This window comes from Janthinobacterium rivuli (assembly GCF_029690045.1).
Classification (GTDB): domain Bacteria; phylum Pseudomonadota; class Gammaproteobacteria; order Burkholderiales; family Burkholderiaceae_D; genus Janthinobacterium; species Janthinobacterium rivuli.
The window spans coordinates 1,787,492-1,809,868 of record NZ_CP121464.1; the positions used below are offsets into that span (position 1 = coordinate 1,787,492).

A 22,377-nucleotide genomic window follows, 5' to 3' on the forward strand; every position below is an offset into this window, starting at 1 on the left:
TGTCCGGGTGTGTCAAAAACCTAACCCAGTTTAAGTCGCATCGTGCGATCTCTGCTGGATAACCTGTGTGAACCCTATGTCTACTGTTACAACTAACGAATCTACCGGTATGGAAAGTTTTGCTGCGCTCTTCGAGGAATCGTTGTCGCGTCAAGATATGCGCTCCGGCGAAGTTATTTCCGCTGAAGTCGTGCGCCTCGACCACAATTTCGTGATCGTGAACGCTGGCCTCAAATCCGAAGCATTCATCCCTGTCGAAGAATTCAAAAACGACCACGGCGAACTGGAAGTCAAAGTTGGTGACTTCGTTTCCGTGGCGATCGAATCGCTGGAAAACGGTTTCGGCGATACCATCCTGTCGCGCGATAAAGCCAAGCGTCTGGCTTCGTGGCTGGCTCTGGAAAAAGCGATGGAATCGGGCGAAATCGTCGTCGGTACCGTCAATGGTAAAGTCAAAGGCGGTCTGACCGTGTTGACCAACGGCATCCGCGCGTTCCTGCCGGGTTCGCTGGTTGATACCCGTCCTGTCAAAGACACGACCCCATTCGAAGGCAAAACCCTCGAATTCAAAGTGATCAAGCTGGATCGCAAGCGTAACAACGTGGTTCTGTCCCGCCGCGCCGTCATCGAAGCTTCGATGGGCGAAGAGCGTCAGAAACTGATGGAAACGCTGAAAGAAGGCACGGTCGTGACCGGCGTCGTCAAAAATATCACCGACTACGGCGCGTTCGTGGATCTGGGCGGTATCGATGGCCTGCTGCACATCACCGACCTGGCATGGCGCCGTGTACGTCACCCGTCGGAAGTACTGACGGTTGGCCAGGAAATCACCGCCAAAGTCCTGAAATACGATCAAGAGAAAAACCGTGTTTCGCTGGGCGTGAAACAACTGGGCGACGATCCTTGGACCGGTCTGTCCCGTCGTTACCCACAAAGCACCCGTCTGTTCGGTAAAGTAACGAACCTGACCGACTACGGCGCATTCGTTGAAGTGGAACAGGGTATCGAAGGTCTGGTACACGTTTCCGAAATGGACTGGACGAACAAAAACGTTGCTCCTAACAAAGTTGTCCAACTGGGCGACGAAGTAGAAGTGATGGTTCTGGAAATCGACGAAGAGCGTCGTCGTATTTCGCTGGGCATGAAACAGTGCAAAGCCAATCCATGGGACGACTTCGGTGTTACCCATAAGAAAGGTGACAAAGTCCGCGGCGCGATCAAATCGATCACCGACTTCGGCGTGTTCATCGGCCTGGCCGGCAACATCGACGGTCTGGTGCACCTGTCCGACCTGTCCTGGACCGAAACCGGCGAAGAAGCCGTGCGTCGCTTCAAGAAAGGTGACGAACTGGAAGCCATCGTTCTGGCCATCGACGTTGAGCGCGAGCGCGTTTCCCTGGGCGTCAAGCAACTGGAAGGTGACCCATTCAACAACTTCGCAGCCATGAACGACAAAGGCTCGCTGGTAACCGGTACCGTTAAATCGGTTGAGCCTAAAGGCGCCGTGATCCAACTGTCCGAAGAAGTTGAAGGCTACCTGCGCGCTTCCGAAATCTCGCGCGACCGCGTTGAAGATGCTGGTACGCACCTGAAAGTCGGCGACACCGTCGAAGCTATGGTTCTGAACATCGACCGCAAAGCCCGTGGTATCCAACTGTCGATCAAAGCGAAAGACAACGTTGAAACCCAGGAAGCCATGCAGAAGATGGCAGCTACCGACAACAACGCAGCTTCGGGCACCACCAGCCTGGGCGCCTTGTTGAAAGCTAAGTTCGATAACAAGAACTAAGACTGCGGATACGGCAGATGACAAAGTCCGAGCTGATCAACCGCCTCGCTGAGCGTTATTCTCAGCTGGTGGCGAAAGATGCGGAGTATGCCGTCAAGACCATTCTCGATGCGATGACCAACGCCCTGGCGACCGGTCAGCGTATCGAGATCCGCGGTTTTGGCAGTTTTGCCCTGAACAGCAGGCCCCCGCGCATCGGCCGCAACCCGAAATCCGGCGACAAGGTGATGGTTCCCGAAAAACGGGTGCCCCACTTCAAACCGGGCAAACAGTTGCGCGAGCGCGTGGACGCGATGGTCGGGCAACCGATTATCGAGGATTAATCGTCTGCTGGAAGGCGACATAAAGAGCGGCGTCCTTGGATGCCGCTTTTTTTTGTTAATATGCTGAGAATACCTGACATAAGCTACTGCGCGTCGCGCTTTGCGGCCTGCGATGCTCACCGTACTCAAGTACGGTTGCGCTTCTTGGCCACAAATCACTGACGCTCGCTACGCTTCTGTCAGGCATTCCAAGGTTGTGCCATACGGGCATTTTTTGTACTTTCTGGACGTATCGATGAAAATCATCTCCACCATCGTTGGCTGTGTTCTTTTCGTCCTGTTCTTCAGTTTTGCGCTGAAGAATGCGCAGGTTGTTGACCTGCATGTTTTCCTTAATTATGAAATTCGCGGCCCCCTGGTCCTGATGCTGCTGGGCTTTTTTGTCGCTGGCGCGAGCCTGGGCGTATTGGCCCTGACGCCGACCGTGTTCCGTCACCGCCGCGAAGCGACCAAGCAAAAAACCACCATTGCCGCGCTGCAGACCGTTGGCGTGGCCAGCAATGTCCAGCCGCAACCGGACAGCGTGAGCGCGCAGTAAGCGCCGCCGTCGCTCCTATCTCTCTTACTCGAATAAAAACAATCGCATGGATTTTGAACTCTGGTGGCTCTTGGGTATCCCGATGTTTTTCGCGCTGGGCTGGATTGCCGCGCGCGTGGACATTCATCAACTGGTGTCCGAATCGCGCAGCCTGCCGCGCAATTATTTCAAGGGCTTGAATTTCCTGCTCAACGAGCAGCATGACAAGGCCATCGACGCCTTTATCGAAGTCGTCAAGCTGGACCCGGAATCGGCCGATATGCACTTTGCGCTGGGCAATTTGTTCCGCCGCCGCGGCGAAACGGAGCGCGCCATCCGCGTGCACCAGAACTTGCTGGCGCGCCCGGACCTGCCGCTGGAACAGCAGGGCCACGCCGCCTACGAGCTGGGCATGGATTACCTGAAGGCGGGTCTGCTGGACCGCGCCGAAGAAACTTTCAATAGCCTGATCGACACGCAATATGCGGCCCAGGCGCGCCGCGCGCTGCTGGAAATCTACCAGCGCGAAAAGGAATGGCCACGCGCCATCGAAGCGGCCGTGGGCTTGCAGGAATCGGGCGCCGGCGCGCGCCAGAAGGAAATCGCCCAGTTCTATTGCGAACTGGCGCATGACGCCCTCGTGCACATGAAACCGGACGAGGCCATGCCGCTGCTGGAAAAAGCCTTGCAGACGGACCGCAAGAGCGTGCGCGCCACCATCCTGACGGGCGACGTGCTGCTGGCGCGCGGCGACGTGGAAGGCGCGCTGACCACCTGGCGCCGCGTGGAGCAGCAAAGCGTGCCGCACGTGGCCCTGGTGGCGCAGCGCCTGATGGATGGCTACACCAAGCTGGGCCGTCCACAGGAAGGCGTCAACCTGCTGCGCTCCTACCTGGAAGAGGCGTCGTCGATCGACCTGATCGAAGTCGTCTTCAAGGCCGTCATCGAACTCGATGGCGTGGAAGCGGCGAAGCAGCTGGTCAGCGCCGAGCTGCGCCGCACGCCAACCCTGCTGGGCCTCGATAAACTGCTGGAAGCGCGCATGATGGATGCGCCGGCCGCGATCTGGTCCGAGCTGTCGATGGTGAAAAACCTCGTGCACGGCTACACGCAAAAGCTGGCCCGCTACCAGTGCAGCCACTGCGGCTTCAAGGCGCGCCAGTTCTACTGGCACTGCCCTGGCTGCAATAAGTGGGAGACTTACCCACCACGCCGCACAGAAGAACTCAATGTCATGAACTGATTCGTACACGTCACCTTGTCCTGAGCAATGTGGCGTGTACTTCTATGTAAGACCTGCTTTTTATCCATACGGTACATCCATGAAAATCACTATTATCGGCACCGGCTATGTTGGCCTCGTGACCGGCGCCTGCCTGGCGGAGCTGGGCAACGACGTCTTTTGCCTCGACCTGGACGCACAGAAGGTCGCCTTGCTCAACAGCGGCGGCATCCCCATCCATGAACCTGGCCTGGAAGAAGTCGTGGCGCGCAACCGCGCCGCCGGGCGCATGACCTTTTCCACCGACGTCGAAGCGGCAGCCGCACACGGCGTGATGCAATTCATCGCCGTCGGCACGCCGCCCGATGAAGACGGCTCGGCCGACCTGCAATACGTGCTGGCTGCCGCGCGCGGCATCGGCAAGTACATGACGGACTTCAAGGTCATCGTCGACAAGTCGACCGTGCCCGTCGGCACGGCGGAAAAAGTGCGCGCCGCCATCCAGGGCGAACTCGACGCGCGCGGCGTGGCCGCCACGTTCTCGGTCGCCTCGAACCCGGAATTCCTCAAGGAAGGCGCGGCCGTCGAAGACTTCATGCGTCCGGACCGCATCGTCATCGGCGTCGACGCCACGCCGGATGGAGAGAGCGCGCGCGAATTGCTGAAAAGCCTGTACGCGCCGTTCAACCGCAACCATGAACGCACCTACTGGATGGACGTGCGCTCGGCCGAATTCACGAAGTATGCGGCCAACGCCATGCTGGCCACGCGCATCTCGTTCATGAATGAACTGGCGAATCTGGCCGACAAGGTGGGCGTCGACATCGAAGCCGTGCGCCACGGCATCGGTTCCGACCCGCGCATCGGCCACAGCTTCCTGTACGCCGGTTGCGGCTATGGCGGTTCCTGCTTCCCGAAAGACGTGCAGGCGCTCGAGCGCACGGCGCGCGGGCACGGCCAGGAATTGCTGATCCTGCGCGCCGTCGAGGCCGTCAACGACCAGCAGAAGCAGGTGCTGGGACGCAAAGTGGTCACTCGCTTCGGCGAAGACCTGACGGGCCGGCATTTCGCCGTCTGGGGCCTGGCCTTCAAGCCGAATACGGACGACATGCGCGAAGCGTCGGCCCGTGTGCTGCTGGCTGACTTGCTGGGACGCGGCGCCACCGTGGCCGTGTACGATCCCGTCGCCATGGCCGAGGCGCGCCGCGTGCTGCAGCTGGACTTGACGCCGGAGCAATTGGCCAAGGTGCGTTTTGCCGACAGCTCGAAAGATGCGCTGCAGGACGCCGATGCGCTGGTCATCGTGACCGAATGGAAAGCCTTCCGCAGCCCTGACTTCGAGCAGGTCAAGGCGCGCCTCAAGCAGGCCGTGATCTTTGACGGACGCAACCTGTTCGAGCCGGCCGTCATGGCCGAGAACGGCATCGAATACCACGGGATCGGCCGCTCGATCCTGACGCGCACATGAGCGCCCAAGAGGTGGTCGCCTTGACGGCGCCGGCCGCATTGGCCCAGGTGCGCCTGCTGGTGGTAGGCGATGTGATGCTGGACCGCTACTGGTTTGGCGACGTCAGCCGTATTTCGCCGGAAGCGCCCGTGCCCATCGTGCGCATCGAGAAGCGCGAAGAGCGCCTGGGCGGTGCGGCCAACGTGGCGCGCAACGCGGCCGCGCTGGGCGCGAAGACGAGCTTGCTGGGCGTGGTCGGCGACGACGAGGCCGGCAGCCAGGTCGAGCGCCTGCTCGAAGGCGGCGGCATCCACAGCTATCTGCAGCGCGATGCGGCCATTTCCACCATCATCAAGCTGCGCGTGATCGGCCGCCAGCAGCAGATGCTGCGCATCGACTTCGAGGATGCGCCCAGCGATACGGTGCTGCGCGACAAGCTGGCGCAATTCAATGCCCTGTTGCCGCACTATGATGTAGTGGTCCTGTCCGATTACGCCAAAGGCAGCCTGGTGAACGTGGCCGAGATGATCAAGGCGGCCCGGGCGGCCGGCAAGATCGTCATGGTCGACCCGAAAGGCGATGATTTCAGTCGCTATGCCGGAGCGTCAGTGCTCACTCCGAATAAATCGGAACTGCGCCGCGTGATCGGCAACTGGAATACGGAAGAGCAACTCACGGAACGCGCGCAGCAGATGCGCGCGCAGCTGGGCCTGGACGCCTTGCTGCTGACGCGCTCGGAAGAAGGCATGAGCTTGTACACGGCCGATGAAGTGCTGCACATGCCGACCGATGCGCGCGAAGTATTCGACGTCTCGGGCGCCGGCGACACGGTGATCGCCACCATGGCGGCCATGCTGGGCGCCGGCATGAGCCTGGGCGACGCCGTGCGCACGGCCAACCGCGCCGGCGGCATCGTCGTCGGCAAGCTAGGCACGGCCACCGTCACCCGGGAAGAGCTGTTCCCGCAGTAACTATGCCGCTGTATGCCGCATCTCACCTGCGCCGGTCCGTTTGATCTGGCGCAGGTTCTCCTACCATTCCGCTGTCCCGTCTTGTCAACCGTATCACGCCCCAGCCGTTAAGCCGTTAAGGCGCCGTTCCTCCTTTGCGTTCGAGTCATCTTGAAACCACCTTACGGAGAGATATCCATGTTCAAAAAAATACTGCTGGCCATCGCCACCCTGATCGCGACGATGGGCTTTGCCTTTGCCCAGGTCGATGTCAACAAGGCGGACCAGGCGGCACTCGACAGCGTCAAGGGCATCGGCCCCGTCACGTCGAAAGCCATCATCGATGAACGCGCCAAGGGCGGCGCCTTCAAGGATTGGGCCGATTTCGAAAGCCGCGTAAAAGGCATCGGCCCGAAAAGTTCGTTGAAGCTGTCGGAAGCGGGCTTGCAAGTGAATGGCCAGGCCAAGTCCGGCGCGCCAGCGGCGCCTGCTCCGGCGGCGAAAGCTGTCCCGGCAAAAAAGGAAACTGCTGTGAAGGAAGTTGCAGCGAAAGAAGCCGCACCGAAGCCAGCTGCTGCGACCGACACCGCTGCGGCGCCAGCCAAGACAGCCGCTGAAACGAAGAAAGAAGCTGCTGCCGCGAAGAAAGAAGCCAAGGCCGCCGCTGCCGCCGCCAAGAAAGAAGCAGCTGCCGCCAAGGTCGTGCCTGCCGCCGCTACCGCGCCAGCCGCCGCCGATGCCGCCCCCGTGAAAACGGCTGCCGAAACGAAGAAGGAAGCCGCTGCCGCGAAGAAAGCGGCAACGGCCGCCAAGAAAGAAGCCAAGGCTGCGGAAGCGGCGGCGAAGAAGGAAGCCAAACTGGCTGCTGCCGACGCGAAGAAGGCCGAAGCCGAGAAAAAGTAAGTGTGTTGCTGTAGTTTGCTGTAAGGCGTGTTGCGTGGTGGTGCCGCGCAGCACGAGAAGAAAACCCCGCGTGGTACCGGCCGCGCGGGGTTTTTTTTATGCGCCTACAGCTGCGATTCGATCGGCAGCCAGCGCATCACGGATACCAGCATGCGGCGCCAGAAGCCCGCTTCCGGATCGTGCGTCCACACTTTGGCGGGCACTTCGGTGGCGTCGGACCAGCGCAGGGCGCCGTTGTCGAGGAGCAAACGGTAGCTGGTGTCGCTCGCCGTCGAATGGTGGAACAGCGCGCGCATGTCGTTCGCCAGCGCGGCATCGTCGAACAGCACGCCCATCTCCGTATTGAGCTGGGCCGAGCGGGGATCGAGGTTGAAGGAGCCGACGAAGCCCCGCTGGCCGTCCACCACCATGGCCTTGGTATGCAGGCTGGCGCGGCTCGACCCCATCAGGCTGATGCGCTTGCGGTGCTGGGTCTTCAATTCATACAGTTCGATGCCGCCGCCCAGCAGCGCCTGGCGGTAGCGCGCATAGCCCGCATGCACGAGGGCCACGTCGGTGGCGGCCAGCGAGTTGGTCAGCACCTGGACCTGGACGCCGGCGGCGACTTTTTCGCCCAAGGTCCGCGTCAGCGCCGCGCCGGGCACGAAGTATGGCGAAGTCAGCAGCGCTTCCTCGCGCGCCTCCGTCAGCAGGGGCAGCAAGCTGTGCATGAGCCAGTGCTCGCTGCGCTGCAAACTGGCCACTGGCGCGGCTTTTTCCGGCGGATCCGACAGCACCTGCACTTTTTCGCTCCAGTGCAGGCGCACGCGGCCATCGAGGTGGGCTTGCAACTGGCCCGCATCCGTCAGTTGCCGCAGGTAGGGTGAAGCGCCCAGTTCGCCCGTCAGTGCGTCGAGGCGGGCGCGCACGGCCTGCAGTTCCGGCGCGCCTGCGTCCTTGCCAGCGTGCAAGGCGCGGATGGGGATGACGGCGCGGCTGTTCCAGAAGCGGTCGAAGATATCGCTCGTCTGCTGCACGGCGGGCCCCACCAGCAGCAAGTCCGCATCCTGGAAATTGACTTGTTCTGCGGCATCGAAATATTCATCGCCGATATTGCGCCCGCCGACGAGGGCGACCCTGCCGTCGACGATCCAGGCCTTGTTGTGCATGCGCCGGTTCAGGCTGACAGCGCGCAAGGCCATTTCCGTGGCGCGCAACCAGATGCCGTCGCGGTTGCGGCCCGGGTTAAACATGCGCACGTCGATCAGCGGGTGGCTGTCGAGCGCGAGGATGGCGGCGTCCTGGCCACGCGCGTTGATATCGTCGAGCAACACTCGCACGAGCACGCCGCGATCGGCCGCGCGTAGCAGTTCGCGCACCAGCAGCCGTCCCGTGACGTCGTTATGCCAGATGTAGTATTGCAGGTCGAGGCTGCGGCCCGCCTCGCGCGCGCTCAGGGCGCGCAGGGCGAACGCTTCCAGATTGTCGTCGATCAGCGCCGTGCCGCTATCGCCGGGCCGTTGCGCCAGTTGCGGCGCCAGCACGCGGTCGAGCAGGGTGGCATCCATCGCCACGGGCAGGGCCGTGCCAGGCGCGCCTAGCGAGCGCTCGGCGAAGCGCCCGTAGCTGTACAGGGCGGCGATGCTGAGCATGGCAAACAAGGTGGCCAGCAGCAACAGTTTCACGAACATGCGGCGCACCGTCAGCGCACCGCGGGCATGCTGCGGCGCGGGAAAAGCCTGGTGGTGTGGAGCATGCGGACTCTTTCAGCGGGATGGCAACAGCCGATTGTAGCAGTTTCTACAATGCACGATTTTCAGGCGGAACCGGCCGGCAGCCGCGCCAGGAAGCCGTGAATCTGGGAAACAACTGCCGCGCCTTCACCGACGGCGGCGGCCACGCGCTTGGTGGAACCGGCGCGCACGTCGCCGATGGCGAACACGCCCGGCACGCTTGTTTCCAGCGCGGCCCGGTCGGGCAAGTCTGGCGGATAGATTGTGTGGCCGTGGGCGCGGCATTCGGCGCGCGTGACATCGAAGCCCGTGCGGATAAAGCCCTGTTCGTCGACGGCCACGGCGCAGTCGTGCAGCCAGTCCGTGTTCGGGTCGGCGCCGACGAAAAGAAACACGCGGCGCACGGCGCAAGCGGCTTCCTCGCCCGTGCGGTTGTTGCGCCAGCGCACTTCCGTCAAGCCATCGTCGTCGCCTTCGAGGGCGATGATTTCCGTGTGTGTGTGCAAAGTGATGTTGGGCGTGGCGGCGATGCGCTCGATCAAATAGCTCGACATGCTGGCCGCCAGGCCTTCGCCGCGGATCACCATGTGGACTTTGGCGGCGTGACCGGCAAGAAACACGGCCGCCTGGCCGGCCGAATTGCCGCCGCCAACGAGGATGATCTCTTCCTGCCGGCACAGCTTGGCTTCGATGGGCGAGGCCCAGTAATACACACCCCGTCCCTCATAGGTTTTCAGGTTCGCCAGCGAGGGGCGGCGGTAGCGCGCGCCGCACGACAGCACCACCGTGCGGGCGCGCACCTGCGTGCCGTCGCACAAGTTGACGCGCAGGGGCCAGGTGTCGCACAGCAGGTTGGCGGCGCTGGCTGGCGTGGCGATCTCGACGCCGAATTTTTGCGCCTGCACATAGGCGCGTCCCGCCAGCGCGCGACCGGAGATACCGGTGGGAAAACCCAGGTAATTTTCGATGCGCGCGCTGGCGCCCGCCTGGCCGCCGTACGCGCGCTGTTCCAGCGCCAGCACTGTGAGGCCTTCGGAGGCTGCATACACGGCCGTGGCCAGGCCGGCGGGGCCGGCGCCCACCACCAGCACATCAAAAATCTTGTCACCGGACAAATCGGGCAGCATGCCCAGACAGCGTCCCAGTTCCGCATTGCCGGGATTCTTCATGATCTTGCCGTCAGGGCAGACCACCAGCGGCCATTCCTGCGGCGTAGGCTGGTAGCGCTCGGCCAGCGCGGCGGCGGCCGCATCGGTGGACGGATCAAGCACCGTGTGCGGATGGCCATTGCTCGACAGAAAACTTTGCAGGTGGAACAGATTGCCATTGCCGCGCGGCCCTACCAGCACGGGGCCGCCCGAATTCGATTCGATCAGCGCCACGCGGCGCAGGATCAGGGCGCGCACGATGCGTTCGCCCATCTCCGCCTCGGCCACGATCAGCGCGCGCAGGGATTCCGAACTGATGTCGAGCAATTCCACGGCGCCCACGGCGCTGCCGTTGACGAGGGTGGGGCGGCCGGACAATTGCGCCACTTCGGCAATGAAGTGGCCGACGCCCACTTCGCGCAGGACGGACGCCTGTCCCATCACTTCGTGGCGCTTGATGCTGACCCGCCCGGACAGTATCACCAGCATGCCGAAGCTGCTGCTGCCCGCCTCGAACAGGGTATCGCCATCGGCAAAGCGCTGCAGCGTGCCATAGCGCTGCAAGCGCTGCAGTTCGAGCCCATTGAAGACGGGCGAGATCTGGTGGCTGCGGCCCTGCAAGTCGAGCGTGGCGAACTGGACGGGATCGTCCTGCGTCGTTTCGGGAATGAATTCGGGTGTGCTGCTGGCCATGGCGAGTCCGTTCGGAGGCTGAATAAGCAAATAACAAAAATAACTAACAGTGACGAGTCTAGCGCATGCGGCACGCGCCTGCCGCAATACCCCTTGTGTACGCCCGGAAATGGCGGCGCGGCAGGCGCCATGCCGCATGTGGCGGCGCAGCAAGGCGCGCGTGCGGGCCCGGCTGCTGGAGCCGATCAGCGATACGCGGGCCGGCATCTCATATTAGAATGGGTCTTTGTTGAACCTACTCAAACAGACACGATGGCTTACAAGACACTTGAAGATACGATAGGCAATACCCCGCTGGTGCAGCTGACGCGCTTGCCGGGTGCCGATGCGCTTGCGCGCAATAACGTCATCCTGGGCAAGCTGGAAGGCAATAATCCGGCCGGCTCCGTGAAGGACCGCGCGGCCATGTCCATGCTCAAGCGCGCTGAAGAGCGCGGCGTCATCAAGCCGGGCGATACCCTGATCGAGGCGACCAGTGGCAATACGGGCATCGCGCTGGCCATGGCCGCCGCCTTGCGCGGCTACAAGATGCTGCTCCTGATGCCGGATAACCTGAGCGTGGAGCGCCGCCAGAGCATGGCCGCCTACGGCGCCGACATTTTATTGACGCCGAAGACGGGCGGCATGGAATATGCGCGCGACCTGGCCGAGCAGATGCAGAAGGATGGCCGTGGCGTGATCCTCGACCAGTTCGCCAACGAAGACAATTCGCGCGCCCACTATGAAAGCACCGGGCCGGAAATCTGGCGCGATACCAATGGCCAGGTCACGCATTTCGTCAGCGCCATGGGCACGACGGGCACCATCATGGGCGTGTCGCGCTATTTGAAGGAACAGAATCCCGCCATCCAGATCATCGGCGCGCAGCCCGAGGAAGGTTCGCAGATTCCCGGCATCCGCAAGTGGCCGGAAGCGTACCTGCCGAAAATCTACGACAAGTCGCGCGTCGACCAGGTGGAGTATGTGAGCCAGGGCGTGGCTGAACGCATGGCGCGCAGCCTGGCGGCGGAAGAAGGCTTGTTCTGCGGCATCTCTGCAGCCGGCGCCTGCGAAATCGCGCTGCGCATCTCGCAAACGGTGGAAAACGCGACGATCGTGTTTGTCGTGTGCGACCGTGGCGACCGCTACTTATCTACCGGTGTGTTTCCTGCTTGATAGTTGATACGGGAAAATAATGTCGGCCAGAACGGCCTGAGAACTGCTGGAAATACCCCCTCCCCATGGCGGGGAGGGAAAACCTGCGGAACTGGCAGGATCAGCCTTGTGGCGTTTCGCCTTCTTTTGGCTTGAATTGCTTGTCGCTGATGCGGAATTTGTTGCGGCGGTCACCCATCAGGTAACGCAGGTCACGGATGCTCAGGTCGCTGACTTCGTGCATGCGGATCAACAGCGATGCGCCGACCGGCAGGCGGTGGTGGCGGATTTTACTGATGACTGGTGGCGCTACTTCCAGCGCGCGGGACAGGGCTGCGTCGTTTTTCAGGCGCAGGTTTTCGATCAGGGTATCGAGCAGTCTGTTTGGGTTGTACTGGAGCAGATCGTCGGAGTCCGAATCGCTGTTCATATCAATGCCGACTTGGTTTGTCATGATGTTATTGTTCCTTCTGTAGTTGCACTGCAAAGTAAAAAACACTCGGAGCTCGCTCTTGCTGCGTTCATGTTCATTCTTTACTAAAAGGAACGAATTCACACACGGTACGATCCGGGATACAGTTTTTCGTAATATATACACAATTGTACAACAGGATTCAATTTCAGGCCGGAAAGCCCAGCAATCTTGCTTTGTACAAAATAGGTGTTGTCTTGTTGCAACACCTATTTATTCTTTATTATGCTCTATGATAGAACAAAAATTGTACTTTGACAAAAGTTAAGTATAAAACCATTTCCGTATTCCGTGCCGCACAAAGGCTGGCGAGCAAGGCTGGCACATGTTATCGGCCCTACCATAGACTTGTTTTCTGGTCGCTTCAACATCCCTTACGCTTTCTTACAAGTAATATTATAACTTTACACTGACTTTCGGTTAGCGTGCGCGCACTTGGCTGATGGCCTTGCCCAGGTCGATCACTGACATGGCATAAAAATAACTTCTGTTGTACTGAGTTATAGCAAAGAAGTTATTGGTTGCCAAGTGATACTCAGTTGCTTCTGAACCATTTTGCAGATCGATCAGGCCAAACAGCATGTTCTGGGGTGTGGACGGGCCGGCACTGACGCCCGCCTCCTGCATTTCCGCCAGCCGGTACTTCGCTTGCAAGCCCTGGCCGATGAATTTTTCCCAGGCGCGGCTGGCCGAGACGGTGACGGGATAGGTGCTGATGGCCGGATCGTCGCGCCGCCAACCGTGCTCGACGAGGAAATGCGCGACGCTGCCGATGGCGTCGGCTGTGGAATTGCGCAGGTCGATGTGACTATCGCCATCGAAGTCCACCGCATATTTCATGATGCTGCTAGGCATGAACTGGGGCAGGCCGATGGCGCCCGCATACGAGCCGAGCAGGGTCAAGGGATCGATGCCATCCTTGCGCGCGTACAGCAGCGCGTTTTCCAGTTCTCCCTTGAAAAACTCCATGCGCGCGGCGCGCGTCGGGCTTTCCGGGTAGGAAAACGCCAGGGTCGTCAGCGCGTCGAGCACGCGGAAACGGCCCGTGTTGCGTCCGTAGACAGTTTCCACGCCGATGATGCCGACGATGATTTCGGCCGGCACGCCATATTCGCGTTCGGCGCGCGCCAGCGCTTCCGCATTCTCTTCCCAGAATTTCACGCCCGCATTGATGCGCACCGGCTCGATGAAGCGGGCGCTGTACGCTTGCCAGTTCTTCGGCTTGCCCGGCGGGGCCGGCTTCATCAGTTGCACGGTCGACTCGACATAGCGCACCTTGCCGATCAGGACATCGAGTTCGGCGCGGTTAAAGCCGTGTTTGGCGGACATCTCGTCGAGGAAGGCGCGTACTTCTTTCCAGTTGGCATAGTCGACAAATTCGCCTTCGAAGTCGAATTTCGCCGGTGCTTTTTTGGCCGCTGTCTTGGCGGGTGGCGTCTTGGCCGCGCGCACGGCACGGGCCCGGTCGGCAGCGGAAATATTGCTGTTTTCGCCAGCATGCGCGGTGGACAGACACAGGGGAAGGGCGAGGAGCAGGGACAGGGCGGGGTATTTGATCGGTAACAAGGAGCGTCTCATCGGCATTGGGTTAACAGGCGGCGCAAGTTGCGCCGCGCGCGGAATTGTTCGTCTGGGTTGGCATTACCATACTTCATCGCGGCATAGATTGCCAGAAACTGTGCAATGGCGGCGTGCGCCTCTTGTGTGGCCTTGCCTGCGGACAGCCGCGCAGCATAACCGTGCGGGCCTTCATGCGGCGCACGGCTGTAGCCGCGCCGCGCCTGCTGCTGGCAAAACTGCGCGTACAGGGCCTCGAGCGGATCGCCTTGCCGCGCCTGCCGCCACCAGACCAGGGCACCGGCCACGGCCGCCAGCAGGGCCAGCACGGCGCAAGCGGCTGCCAGCTTTTTTGCGGGCACGTTTTTCAAGCCGTCGAGCATGGCGCGCTGGCGCTGCGGCGTGGTGTCGAGCACCCAGTTGCTCCAGACGTGCTCGGCTTGCTGCCATTGCTGGCGCCACGCGGCAAGCGCCCCGTGCGCGCCGCCATCGAGGCCGGCCAAGGCGCGCCACGCCGTCAGCGGCGACGGGGCCGGCGGCAGGGCGGCGTCGAGGTTGCGCTCGGTGCGCAGGGGCGCCACGGCGCCGGTGGGATCGACGCGTACCCAGCCCCGGCCGGCCAGCCACACTTCGCTCCAGGCATGGGCGTCGGACTGGCGCACGCTCAGGCTGTTGTCCGTGCCGTTGCGCAGGCCGCCCTGGTAGCCCGTGACGACGCGCGCGGGTATGCCCATGGCGCGCATCAGCACGACAAAGCTGCCCGCGTAATGCTCGCAAAAGCCCGCCTGCGTGGTAAACAGGAAGTCGTCGACGCCATGCTTGCCCAGCAGTGGCGGCTGCAGGGTGTAGCGGAACGGCGCACGGCGAAAGTGGTCGAGCACGGCGGCGATGGCGTCGGCGGGCGCCAGCGCCTGCGCGCCCTGGCCGCGCAATGCGCGGGCCCAGGCCACGCTGCGCGGATTGCTGCCAGCGGGCAAGGCCAGCCATGGCTGCTGCTGCTCTGGCGACAGGCCCGCCTGCAGCCGGTAGCGTGGCAGGGAACTGACGCGGTAACGGACGGTCGAAGTAATAGGCTGTATGGTCAGCACTTCCACCGCGGACGACACGACATACGGATTGCCTGGCAGGCGTTCGATGCTGCGCGGTACGTCGAGCGCGAAGATGCGCCGTTGGCCGCTCGCTTGCAAGGTCACTTCGTATTGGCTGGGCTGGCCTTCCAGTGCGATGTCTATCCGGTTGTCGCTGGCCGGTGCGCGCTGGCCCGCGCCCCGGCGCGTCCAGGTGGCGCCGTCGAAGTCGCCCAGCACGACGCCGCGCCAGTACAGCTGCTCTTGCGGTGGAAGTGGTGTACTGAAACTGGCCGTGAAGACGGGTTCGCTTGACAGAGCCAGCGAGGCGATGGCACCCGGCTGCATGCTGTCGGACAAGCCCGTGCGCGCCTGCGCGCCTTCCGGCGCCGCGCCCCACAGGGGGCCGTCGATGCGTGGCACGGCCAGAAACAGTACGGCCGACAGGGGAAGGGCCAGCGCCAGCATGCGACCCAGCAAACGCAGCCTTTGCGCCAGGCGCGGCTGCACGGCGCCGTACTGGGCCGACAACAGGCCAGCGAGCAGGACGATGACGGTGGCCAGCATCCACGCGGCGCTGAGGATGCCTTGCGCATGGAAGAAGTTCGCCAGCAGGAGGAAAAAACTGAGGAAAACAAAGACGAAGATGTCGCGCCGGCCATGCATTTCCAGCGACTTCAAGGCCAGCAGCAGGGCCAGCATGGCCACGCCGGGATCGCGTCCCAGCACGGTGCCATAGCTGGCGTAGACGCCGGCGATGCCGAGCAAGGCCAGCGGCGCGAGCACGGTCAATTGGGGCTGGCGCCGGCCCCGCACGGTAATGACGGCGCGCCACAGCAGAAGGGCGGCAGCGGCGGCCGACAGCCACAGGGGCAGGTGCAGCGCGTGCGGCGCCAGCACCATGGCGGCGGCCAGCAACAGCAGCACGATATCGGCCTTGTCGCGCGGCAAGTTGGTCAGCCAGGCTTTCATGGCGTCGCCTGCGCTGGCGGCCAATCGTGCGGCACATCATGCAGCGCCAGCGCGCGCAGGCAGGCGTCGCGCTGGCTGGGGCCCAAGGCCGGTGCCAGAGTCAGCGCGCCCAGGCGCAAGCCGTATGGCAAGCCCGTGCGTTCCGCCTGCAGCACCCAAGCGGCCAGGCGCGACAAACGCGCTTCCGGCGCCAGCGCGTGCAGAGTGGCGAGATCGAACACGATGCTGCCACGGGCTGCGCCCGCTTGCGCGTCGGCGGCTGGCTGGAATTGCTTGCTGAATAAATGCTCGCCGTCATGCCGGGCGATCTGGCGCCAGGCCAGGCGGTGCAAAGGGTCGCCGGTCTGGTAGGCGCGCACGCCGGCCAGTTCCAGGGCGCCGCCGGACGAGTGTGGCTGTTGTGGTGTCTGCTTTGCCGGCTGTTCTGTCCCGGCCGGCAAGGGCAGCGGCGGCGCGTTCTGCTCGGGCTGTGGATACACGAGCACGCGCGCTTCGGGTTGCCAGTGGCACCAGGCAACAAACAGGCCCAGCGGGAAACTGCCGGACAGGCGCAAGGGCGGGGCATCGAGCCAGCCGCGTTGCCGCGCCGCTACGACGATATGGATGGCCGTTTCCCCGTGGGCATCGATATCGGCCAGGCTAGGCGCTGCGGTGGAATCGATCACGGCCAGCTGGATCGCATGGCGCGGGCGCGCGCTGCGGTTGATCAGGCGCAAGGTGAACGTGGCCTGGCCGCCCGCGAACACAGCTTGGCCCGGCGTGGCGGCCAGCGCCAGGCCCGCCAGGTTGCGGCTGGCAAACAGCATGTCGGCGATGGCGCAGGCGGCCGCGAAATACGTGAGCGCATAGCCCAGGCCCAGGCGGTAATTGACGGCGGCGATCCATAGCGCCAGCAGCAGCGCGGCAAACGCCAGGCCCGCGCGCGAGGGACGGATGTGCACGCGCTGCGCGCCCAGCCAGGGGCGCGCCGGCAGCCAGCGGATGGTGCGCAGGCGCATGGCAGTCAGACGGGAGTCGCCAGCAGCAATTGCTGCAGCAGGGTGCGGCTGTCCGTCGACCCTTGCGCCGCATGCAGGCGGTGGGCGCAGACGGGTACGACTATGGCTTGGACATCGTCGGGCGTGACGTGGTCGCGTCCGGCCAGGGCGGCCCAGGCGCGCGCCGCCTGCAGCAGGGCCAGCGCGGCGCGCGGACTCAGGCCATCGGCAAACACGCCCGGCACGCGGGTGGCATGCACGAGGGCCAGCACGTAGTCGACGACGGCGGCCGAGGCGTGGATGGCGCGCAGGCCTGCCTGCGCCTGCAGCAATTCTTCCGCGTTCATGACGGCCGGCAAGGTTTGCAGCATGGCGCGGCGGTCGGCACCGAGCAGCAGTTCCCGTTCGGCGGCCGCATCGGGGTAGCCCAGGGTGACGCACATGAGAAAACGGTCGAGCTGCGATTCGGGCAGGGGAAAGGTGCCCAGCTGGTGCGCGCAATTCTGCGTGGCGATGACGAAAAACGGCTGCGGCAGCGCGCGTGTGACGCCGTCGAGCGTCACTTGCCGCTCTTCCATCGCTTCGAGCAAGCCCGATTGCGTCTTTGGCGTGGCGCGGTTGATCTCGTCGGCCAGCAGCACCTGGGTAAACAGGGGACCAGGATGAAACACGAAACTGCCACTGCCCCGGTCATACACGCTCATGCCGGCCACGTCGGCAGGCAGCAGGTCGCTCGTGAATTGCTGGCGCTTCCATTGCAGGCCCAGCGAGATGGCCAGCGCGTGCGCCAGAGTCGTCTTGCCCACGCCGGGCACGTCTTCGATCAGCAGGTGGCCGCCGGCCAGTACGCAGGCTAGGGCCTGGCGGATCTGCAAGTGTTTGCCGACGAGAACTTCGCCGATCTGCTGTGCGGCCTGGTGTATTTTCGAAAACATGCTATTTCTATCACAGTAAGTCGGATTATTTAATTTACAATCGCTTTGGCCAGGTCAAGCCGTGCCGCCCGCCCGTGTCGGGCTCGTGGTAGATTAGTGCAGTAGCGGCACAGACCGGCCAGTGATTTTATGCGAGAACGCGCAGGGCGAACAGGAATGCCATGCAGTGTTCCCGGAGAACGGACAGAGACAGAGGTAACCAGTACAGCGCATGAGCACAGCCATTTATACCCATCCCGATTGCCAGCGCCATGAAATGGGCGACTGGCATCCAGAATCGCCGGCCCGCTTGCAGGCCATCAATGATCAATTGATCCTCGCGCACATCAGCGACCTGGTCGAGCACCGCGATGGCGTGCATGCGCAATTGTCCGATATCGAGCGCAACCACAGCGCGACGGCCATCGGCCTCGTGCGCGACAATGTGCCGCAGGCCGGTGACTATTACCCGCTCGATGGCGACACCCTGCTCAACGCGCACAGCTACGAGGCGGCGCTGGCCGCCGCTGGCTCGGCCGTGGCGGCCACGGATGCCGTCATCGATGGCGAGATCAGCAACGCCTTTTGCGCGATCCGCCCGCCCGGCCACCACGCGCGGCCCAGCGAACCCATGGGTTTTTGCCTGTTCAATAATGTCGCCATCGCCGCCAAGCATGCGCTCGACGTGCGCGGCCTGGAACGGGTCGCCATCGTCGATTTCGACGTGCACCATGGCAATGGCACGGCCGAGTCCGTGGCAAATGATCCGCGCATCCTGATGGTGAGCTTTTTCCAGCACCCGTTCTATCCGTACAGCGACGTGGAATCGTACACGGACACGCGCGTCAACGTGCCCGTGCCGGCCCGCTCGAAGGGCGACGCCGTGCGCCAGCTGGTGCTCGACCACTGGCTGCCAGCGCTGCACCGGCAGCAGCCGCAGATGATTTTCATTTCCGCCGGTTTCGACGCCCACCGTGAAGACGATGTGGGCGGCATGGGTCTGGTGGAGGCCGACTACACGTGGATGACGCAGCAGATGATGGCCGTGGCCAATCAGTATGGCAAGGGCCGCATCGTCAGCTGCCTGGAAGGGGGCTACAACCTGTCGTCCCTGGGCCGCAGCGTGGCGGCGCACGTGAAGGCGCTGGCGGAGCTTTAACTAAAGCAAACTCGGGCGGCTGCGAGAATTCGTGTGGCGGTGCGTCTGGTAGTCGAGCGCATCGCCGGCCATGAAGCGGCGCCAGGCTTGCGTGTAGACGAGCGACGATTTGTCCGCGTCAAAACTGTCGAGCTGCAACATGTCGCGGTGATGCTTGATTTCATTGACCAGTTGGTCATACAGCACTTGCAAGCCATAGCTGTCCGCGCTCTGGCGCTTCAACCGTTCTTCCAGCTGCGCCACTTGGTCCTGCAACTGCCGGCATTCCTTCTTCCAGTCATTGCGCGGCACGCGCTTGGGCGCCATGCCAGTGTGTTCCATCATCATATCGCACTATCCCATCGCCTATCTCCCCGGCGGGAGCCAGCCTGGAAAATAATTGCTTTTCATTTAAGAGGCGATATTAGAGCATACTTTTTTGTTTCTTTCAGTAAATATAAAAATCCATGTGGAAATATTTGACCTGGCTTCCCGGGCGCGTCTCACTGATGCTGCATTGTCTGCAAGGGCGCTGCCGGAGCGGCTCCAGCCATCTTGCCCTCGTCGGCGTACGTCAGGGTCAGCAGGGTATCGTCGTCCCAGTTCACGTCATGCAGCGGCGGCACGTAGCGCTGGCGGTCTTGCGTGAGGCGGATGTCCAGGGTGCGCTCGCCCGAGCGCGCCTGCACGGCAAGCAGCTTGCGGGCCACGGGAAACGGCACGTGGATCAGCGACGAGTGGCACGGTCCGCCCGCCAGGCGGAACAGGTTGCGCCGTACAAAGGACAATTCGTCCTGCTCGACGGCCCAGCGGATTTCGCATTCCAGGCGCAAGTCGCCCAGGCGGCGCACGTTCTGCGGCAAGCCCGGCGTGTGGATGTCGGCGCGCCAGCGCAAGGTGTCGCGCTTCTTGTTGCTGACCAGGTCGGCATTCGCATCGTAGGCGGTCTTGTCGCGCGACAAAGTGAAACCGCCATCCGCCGCCAGCGGCACGGGGATCGACAGGTTGTCGGCTGACAGGTGCAGGGTCACGCCATCGAGCCTGGCCTGGGGCGTGGCGGGTATCAGCATGAAGCGCAGCGGCGCGGCTGGCGCCAGGCGCTGGTGGTCGGCATACGCGTCGAGTCCCCTGAGCATGGTGCGGTAGGGGCGCAGGTCGGGATCGCGCGTGCCTTGCACGTCGACGATCTGCTGCATTTCCTGATTCACCGCCTCGCCCGGCGCCGCCGGTTTTTCCTGGGCCATGGCGGGCAGCAGGCAGGCGTAAAGGGAGGCGAGGAGGCAAAAGCGGGAAAAGTGCATGGAATGCGTGTCAGGTTAAGCTTGCGATGGGGAACCGGTCAGGCTGGACGGATTGCAGATCTTATCATTCAGGTAACTGCCAAATTATCACCAATTGTCTCGTTCATGTCGCACGGCTGGCGTTGGCGGCGGAAAATGGGACGTCGTGGCGGCAACCACGTAAAATAGCGGATTGACCGAACGATTTTGAAAGCAAGAGCATGGCGATACAATGGTACCCAGGACACATGAACGCGGCCCGCAAGAAAGCGGCCGAGACCATGGAAAACACCGATCTGGTGATTGAAGTGGTGGACGCGCGCCTGCCGGCAGCCAGCTGCAATCCCATGGTGGACGAGCTGCGCCTGTTCCGCCAGCGCCCTTGCCTGAAAATCCTCAACAAGACCGACCTGGCCGACCCTGCCGCCACCGCCGCCTGGGTGGCGTATTTCAATGCCCAGGAAGGCGTGACCGCGTATGCGATGACGACCAAGAAGCCGGGCGACGTGGCGCGCATTCCGGATCTGGCCAAATCGCTGGCGCCGCACCGCGGCGTGCCGACGAAGCCGCTGCGCATCATGATCATGGGCATCCCCAACGTGGGCAAGTCGACCCTGATGAACGCGCTGCTGAAAAAGCGCGTGGCCAAGGTGGGCGACGAGCCGGCTGTTACAAAGATGCAGCAAAAGCTGTACCTGGACAAGAACACCATCCTCGTCGACACCCCCGGCATGCTGTGGCCGAAGATCGCCATCCCCAGCGACGGCCTGATGCTGGCGGCCAGCCACGCCATCGGCTCGAACGCGCTGATCGAAGAGGAAGTGGCCGTGTTCCTGGCCGAGGAATTGCTCAAGCGCTACCCGGACTTGCTGGCAACCCGCTACGGCACCAAGGTCGATGAAGTCGACGCCATCGGCGTGGTCGAGGGCATCGCCGCCAAGCGCGGTTTCCGCATCAAGGGCGGCGACTACGATTTCGAGAAAGCGTCGCACACCCTGCTGCTCGATTACCGCAGCGGCATCCTCGGACGTATCTCTCTGGAAACGCCGGACACGCGCGCGGCCCTGCTGGCCCAGCACGCGGCCGAGATGGCGGAAAAAGCGGCCAAGGCGGCGGAGATTGCCGCCGAGAAGGCGAAGAATGCGGCGCGCGGCAAGCGCGGCACGTAATGAACTAAAAGCCGCTTGTTAGCGGCTTTTTTTAACCCAACAGCGACGACTGGGGTCGGACCCTGAGGGTCTGACCCCGGCATTTTCGCTGTGCGGGTTTATGTTGCCGCCTTAGCCAAACCGGAAACTCGTCACCGCCAGCGCTCCAAAAAAATCCTCCTCGTGATACACCACCTGCGCCGTTTCCTGTTCGGCCGCGCCGAGCGCCACCATCAGCGGCAGCAGATGGTCTTCCTGCGGATGGGCCTGGCGCGCGCCCGGTGCTCTGTCCCAGGCCAGCAATTGCTCCAATCTTTGTTCCGGCGGCAGGGCCATCGCCTGACGCAGCCAGGCGTCGAACTGGTGCGAGGCGACGGCGCCCGCCTGGCCGAACTGGCGCAGGTTATGGTAAGACAGGCCGCTGCCCAGTATCAGCACGCCTTGCCGGCGCAGGCTGGCCAGCGCGCGGCCCACCTCGATGTGCGTGAGCGGGTCGTAGCCGTGTTTCAGCGACAGCTGTACCAGCGGCATGTCGGCCTGCGGGTAGATGGGGAACAGGGCGCTGAAGGTGCCATGGTCGAAACCGCGCTCGTGGTCGAGGCGCGCCGGATGTCCAGCCGCGTCCAGCAACTGTTTGACCTGCGCCGCCAGTTCCGGCGCGCCGGGCGCCGGGTACTGGATTTGATAGGTGTGCGGCGGAAAGCCCGAATAATCGTAGATCATGCCTGGCCGGGGGCTGGCCGAGACGAGGAACTGCGGCCCTTCCCAGTGCGCCGTGACCACCAGCACGGCCTTCGGCCGCGCGCCGATCTGGCGTGGGATATCCTGCAAGGATGCTTCGAGCACGTCGTAGCGGTCGCCGAACTGGTCTTTCATGAACGGCCACGGGCCGCCGCCGTGCGACAGGAAGTAAGTAGGGAAGGTGTGCTCTTGCATGGCGGCTCCGGAGTGGAATGGCTGATGCTACCGATGATAGTCATGCGCGGTCAGTTGATCAAGATTGAAATTATTGAT

20 protein-coding genes are annotated in these 22,377 nt (G+C 62.8%); 10 read left to right on the forward strand and 10 right to left on the reverse strand.

From position 1 onward, the window contains the following. Positions 1-109 precede the first annotated feature (109 nt). From rpsA to P9875_RS08160, 7 genes are all read left to right on the forward strand, one after another. Positions 110-1,789, forward strand: coding sequence for a 30S ribosomal protein S1 (rpsA, locus tag P9875_RS08130; RefSeq protein WP_034751798.1), 1,680 nt, complete (start codon positions 110-112; stop codon positions 1,787-1,789). 17 nt (positions 1,790-1,806) lie between these two features. After that, complete coding sequence (locus P9875_RS08135; protein WP_008446215.1) at positions 1,807-2,112, forward strand: integration host factor subunit beta; 306 nt, start codon at positions 1,807-1,809, stop codon at positions 2,110-2,112. Positions 2,113-2,347: 235 nt separating this feature from the next. After that, entirely contained in the window at positions 2,348-2,650 is a 303-nt protein-coding gene (locus tag P9875_RS08140) for a LapA family protein (protein ID WP_034751796.1), read from the forward strand. Between the two features lie 46 nt (positions 2,651-2,696). Continuing rightward, entirely contained in the window at positions 2,697-3,872 is a 1,176-nt protein-coding gene (gene lapB / locus P9875_RS08145) for a lipopolysaccharide assembly protein LapB (protein ID WP_035825667.1), read from the forward strand. A gap of 79 nt (positions 3,873-3,951) precedes the next feature. Then, a complete protein-coding gene (locus P9875_RS08150; RefSeq protein WP_278318069.1) occupies positions 3,952-5,319 on the forward strand; it encodes a UDP-glucose dehydrogenase family protein in 1,368 nt (455 codons plus the stop codon). Next, positions 5,316-6,269, forward strand: a complete 954-nt coding sequence (gene rfaE1, locus P9875_RS08155; protein WP_278318070.1) for a D-glycero-beta-D-manno-heptose-7-phosphate kinase — start codon at positions 5,316-5,318, stop codon at positions 6,267-6,269. The genes P9875_RS08150 and rfaE1 overlap by 4 nt, the downstream gene beginning before the upstream one ends. A gap of 177 nt (positions 6,270-6,446) precedes the next feature. After that, positions 6,447-7,151: a ComEA family DNA-binding protein gene (locus P9875_RS08160; protein WP_278318071.1), complete on the forward strand. Its 705-nt coding sequence runs from the start codon at positions 6,447-6,449 to the stop codon at positions 7,149-7,151. A 104-nt stretch (positions 7,152-7,255) separates the two neighbouring features. On the opposite strand, the gene P9875_RS08165 is transcribed toward P9875_RS08160, so the two are convergent. Both P9875_RS08165 and P9875_RS08170 read right to left on the reverse strand, forming a co-directional pair. Beyond that, positions 7,256-8,821, reverse strand: a complete 1,566-nt coding sequence (locus P9875_RS08165; RefSeq protein ID WP_278318072.1) for a phospholipase D family protein — start codon at positions 8,819-8,821, stop codon at positions 7,256-7,258. 125 nt (positions 8,822-8,946) lie between these two features. Continuing rightward, a complete protein-coding gene (locus P9875_RS08170; protein WP_278318073.1) occupies positions 8,947-10,704 on the reverse strand; it encodes an FAD-dependent oxidoreductase in 1,758 nt (585 codons plus the stop codon). A gap of 252 nt (positions 10,705-10,956) precedes the next feature. On the opposite strand from P9875_RS08170, the gene cysM reads away from it, so the two are divergent. Continuing rightward, positions 10,957-11,859 carry a cysteine synthase CysM gene (cysM, locus tag P9875_RS08175; protein WP_035825682.1) on the forward strand — a complete coding sequence of 301 codons (903 nt, stop codon included), beginning with the start codon at positions 10,957-10,959 and terminating at the stop codon, positions 11,857-11,859. Positions 11,860-11,959: 100 nt separating this feature from the next. Here the strand turns inward: cysM and P9875_RS08180 are convergent, their stop codons facing one another. The 5 genes from P9875_RS08180 to P9875_RS08200 all read right to left on the reverse strand — a co-directional run bounded on the left by P9875_RS08180 (position 11,960) and on the right by P9875_RS08200 (position 17,818). Further along, on the reverse strand, positions 11,960-12,292 hold the full coding sequence (locus P9875_RS08180; RefSeq protein WP_034751784.1) for a hypothetical protein: 333 nt from the start codon (positions 12,290-12,292) through the stop codon (positions 11,960-11,962). A 438-nt stretch (positions 12,293-12,730) separates the two neighbouring features. Beyond that, positions 12,731-13,876 carry a lytic murein transglycosylase B gene (mltB, locus tag P9875_RS08185; RefSeq protein ID WP_278318074.1) on the reverse strand — a complete coding sequence of 382 codons (1,146 nt, stop codon included), beginning with the start codon at positions 13,874-13,876 and terminating at the stop codon, positions 12,731-12,733. Positions 13,877-13,884: 8 nt separating this feature from the next. Next, on the reverse strand, positions 13,885-15,906 hold the full coding sequence (locus P9875_RS08190; protein ID WP_278318075.1) for a transglutaminase TgpA family protein: 2,022 nt from the start codon (positions 15,904-15,906) through the stop codon (positions 13,885-13,887). Further along, complete coding sequence (locus P9875_RS08195) at positions 15,903-16,904, reverse strand: DUF58 domain-containing protein (RefSeq protein WP_278318076.1); 1,002 nt, start codon at positions 16,902-16,904, stop codon at positions 15,903-15,905. Before P9875_RS08195 ends, P9875_RS08190 begins: the two co-directional genes overlap by 4 nt. A 5-nt stretch (positions 16,905-16,909) precedes the next feature. Further along, positions 16,910-17,818, reverse strand: a complete 909-nt coding sequence (locus tag P9875_RS08200) for an AAA family ATPase (protein ID WP_278318077.1) — start codon at positions 17,816-17,818, stop codon at positions 16,910-16,912. 211 nt (positions 17,819-18,029) lie between these two features. On the opposite strand from P9875_RS08200, the gene P9875_RS08205 reads away from it, so the two are divergent. Continuing rightward, positions 18,030-18,956 (forward strand): histone deacetylase family protein, encoded by a 927-nt coding sequence (locus P9875_RS08205; RefSeq protein WP_225243326.1) that lies wholly within the window; start codon positions 18,030-18,032, stop codon positions 18,954-18,956. Here P9875_RS08205 and P9875_RS08210 read toward each other — a convergent pair whose 3' ends face one another. Then, on the reverse strand, positions 18,957-19,283 hold the full coding sequence (locus P9875_RS08210) for a hypothetical protein (protein WP_158300052.1): 327 nt from the start codon (positions 19,281-19,283) through the stop codon (positions 18,957-18,959). It abuts the gene before it with no gap. Positions 19,284-19,438: 155 nt separating this feature from the next. Continuing rightward, positions 19,439-20,236 (reverse strand): hypothetical protein, encoded by a 798-nt coding sequence (locus P9875_RS08215; protein WP_219313117.1) that lies wholly within the window; start codon positions 20,234-20,236, stop codon positions 19,439-19,441. A 227-nt stretch (positions 20,237-20,463) separates the two neighbouring features. Here P9875_RS08215 and ylqF point away from each other — a divergent pair, with 227 nt between their 5' ends. After that, positions 20,464-21,384 carry a ribosome biogenesis GTPase YlqF gene (ylqF, locus tag P9875_RS08220; protein WP_035825692.1) on the forward strand — a complete coding sequence of 307 codons (921 nt, stop codon included), beginning with the start codon at positions 20,464-20,466 and terminating at the stop codon, positions 21,382-21,384. Between the two features lie 111 nt (positions 21,385-21,495). Here ylqF and P9875_RS08225 read toward each other — a convergent pair whose 3' ends face one another. After that, positions 21,496-22,299, reverse strand: a complete 804-nt coding sequence (locus tag P9875_RS08225) for a DODA-type extradiol aromatic ring-opening family dioxygenase (protein ID WP_278318078.1) — start codon at positions 22,297-22,299, stop codon at positions 21,496-21,498. Between the last annotated feature and the right edge of the window lie 78 nt (positions 22,300-22,377).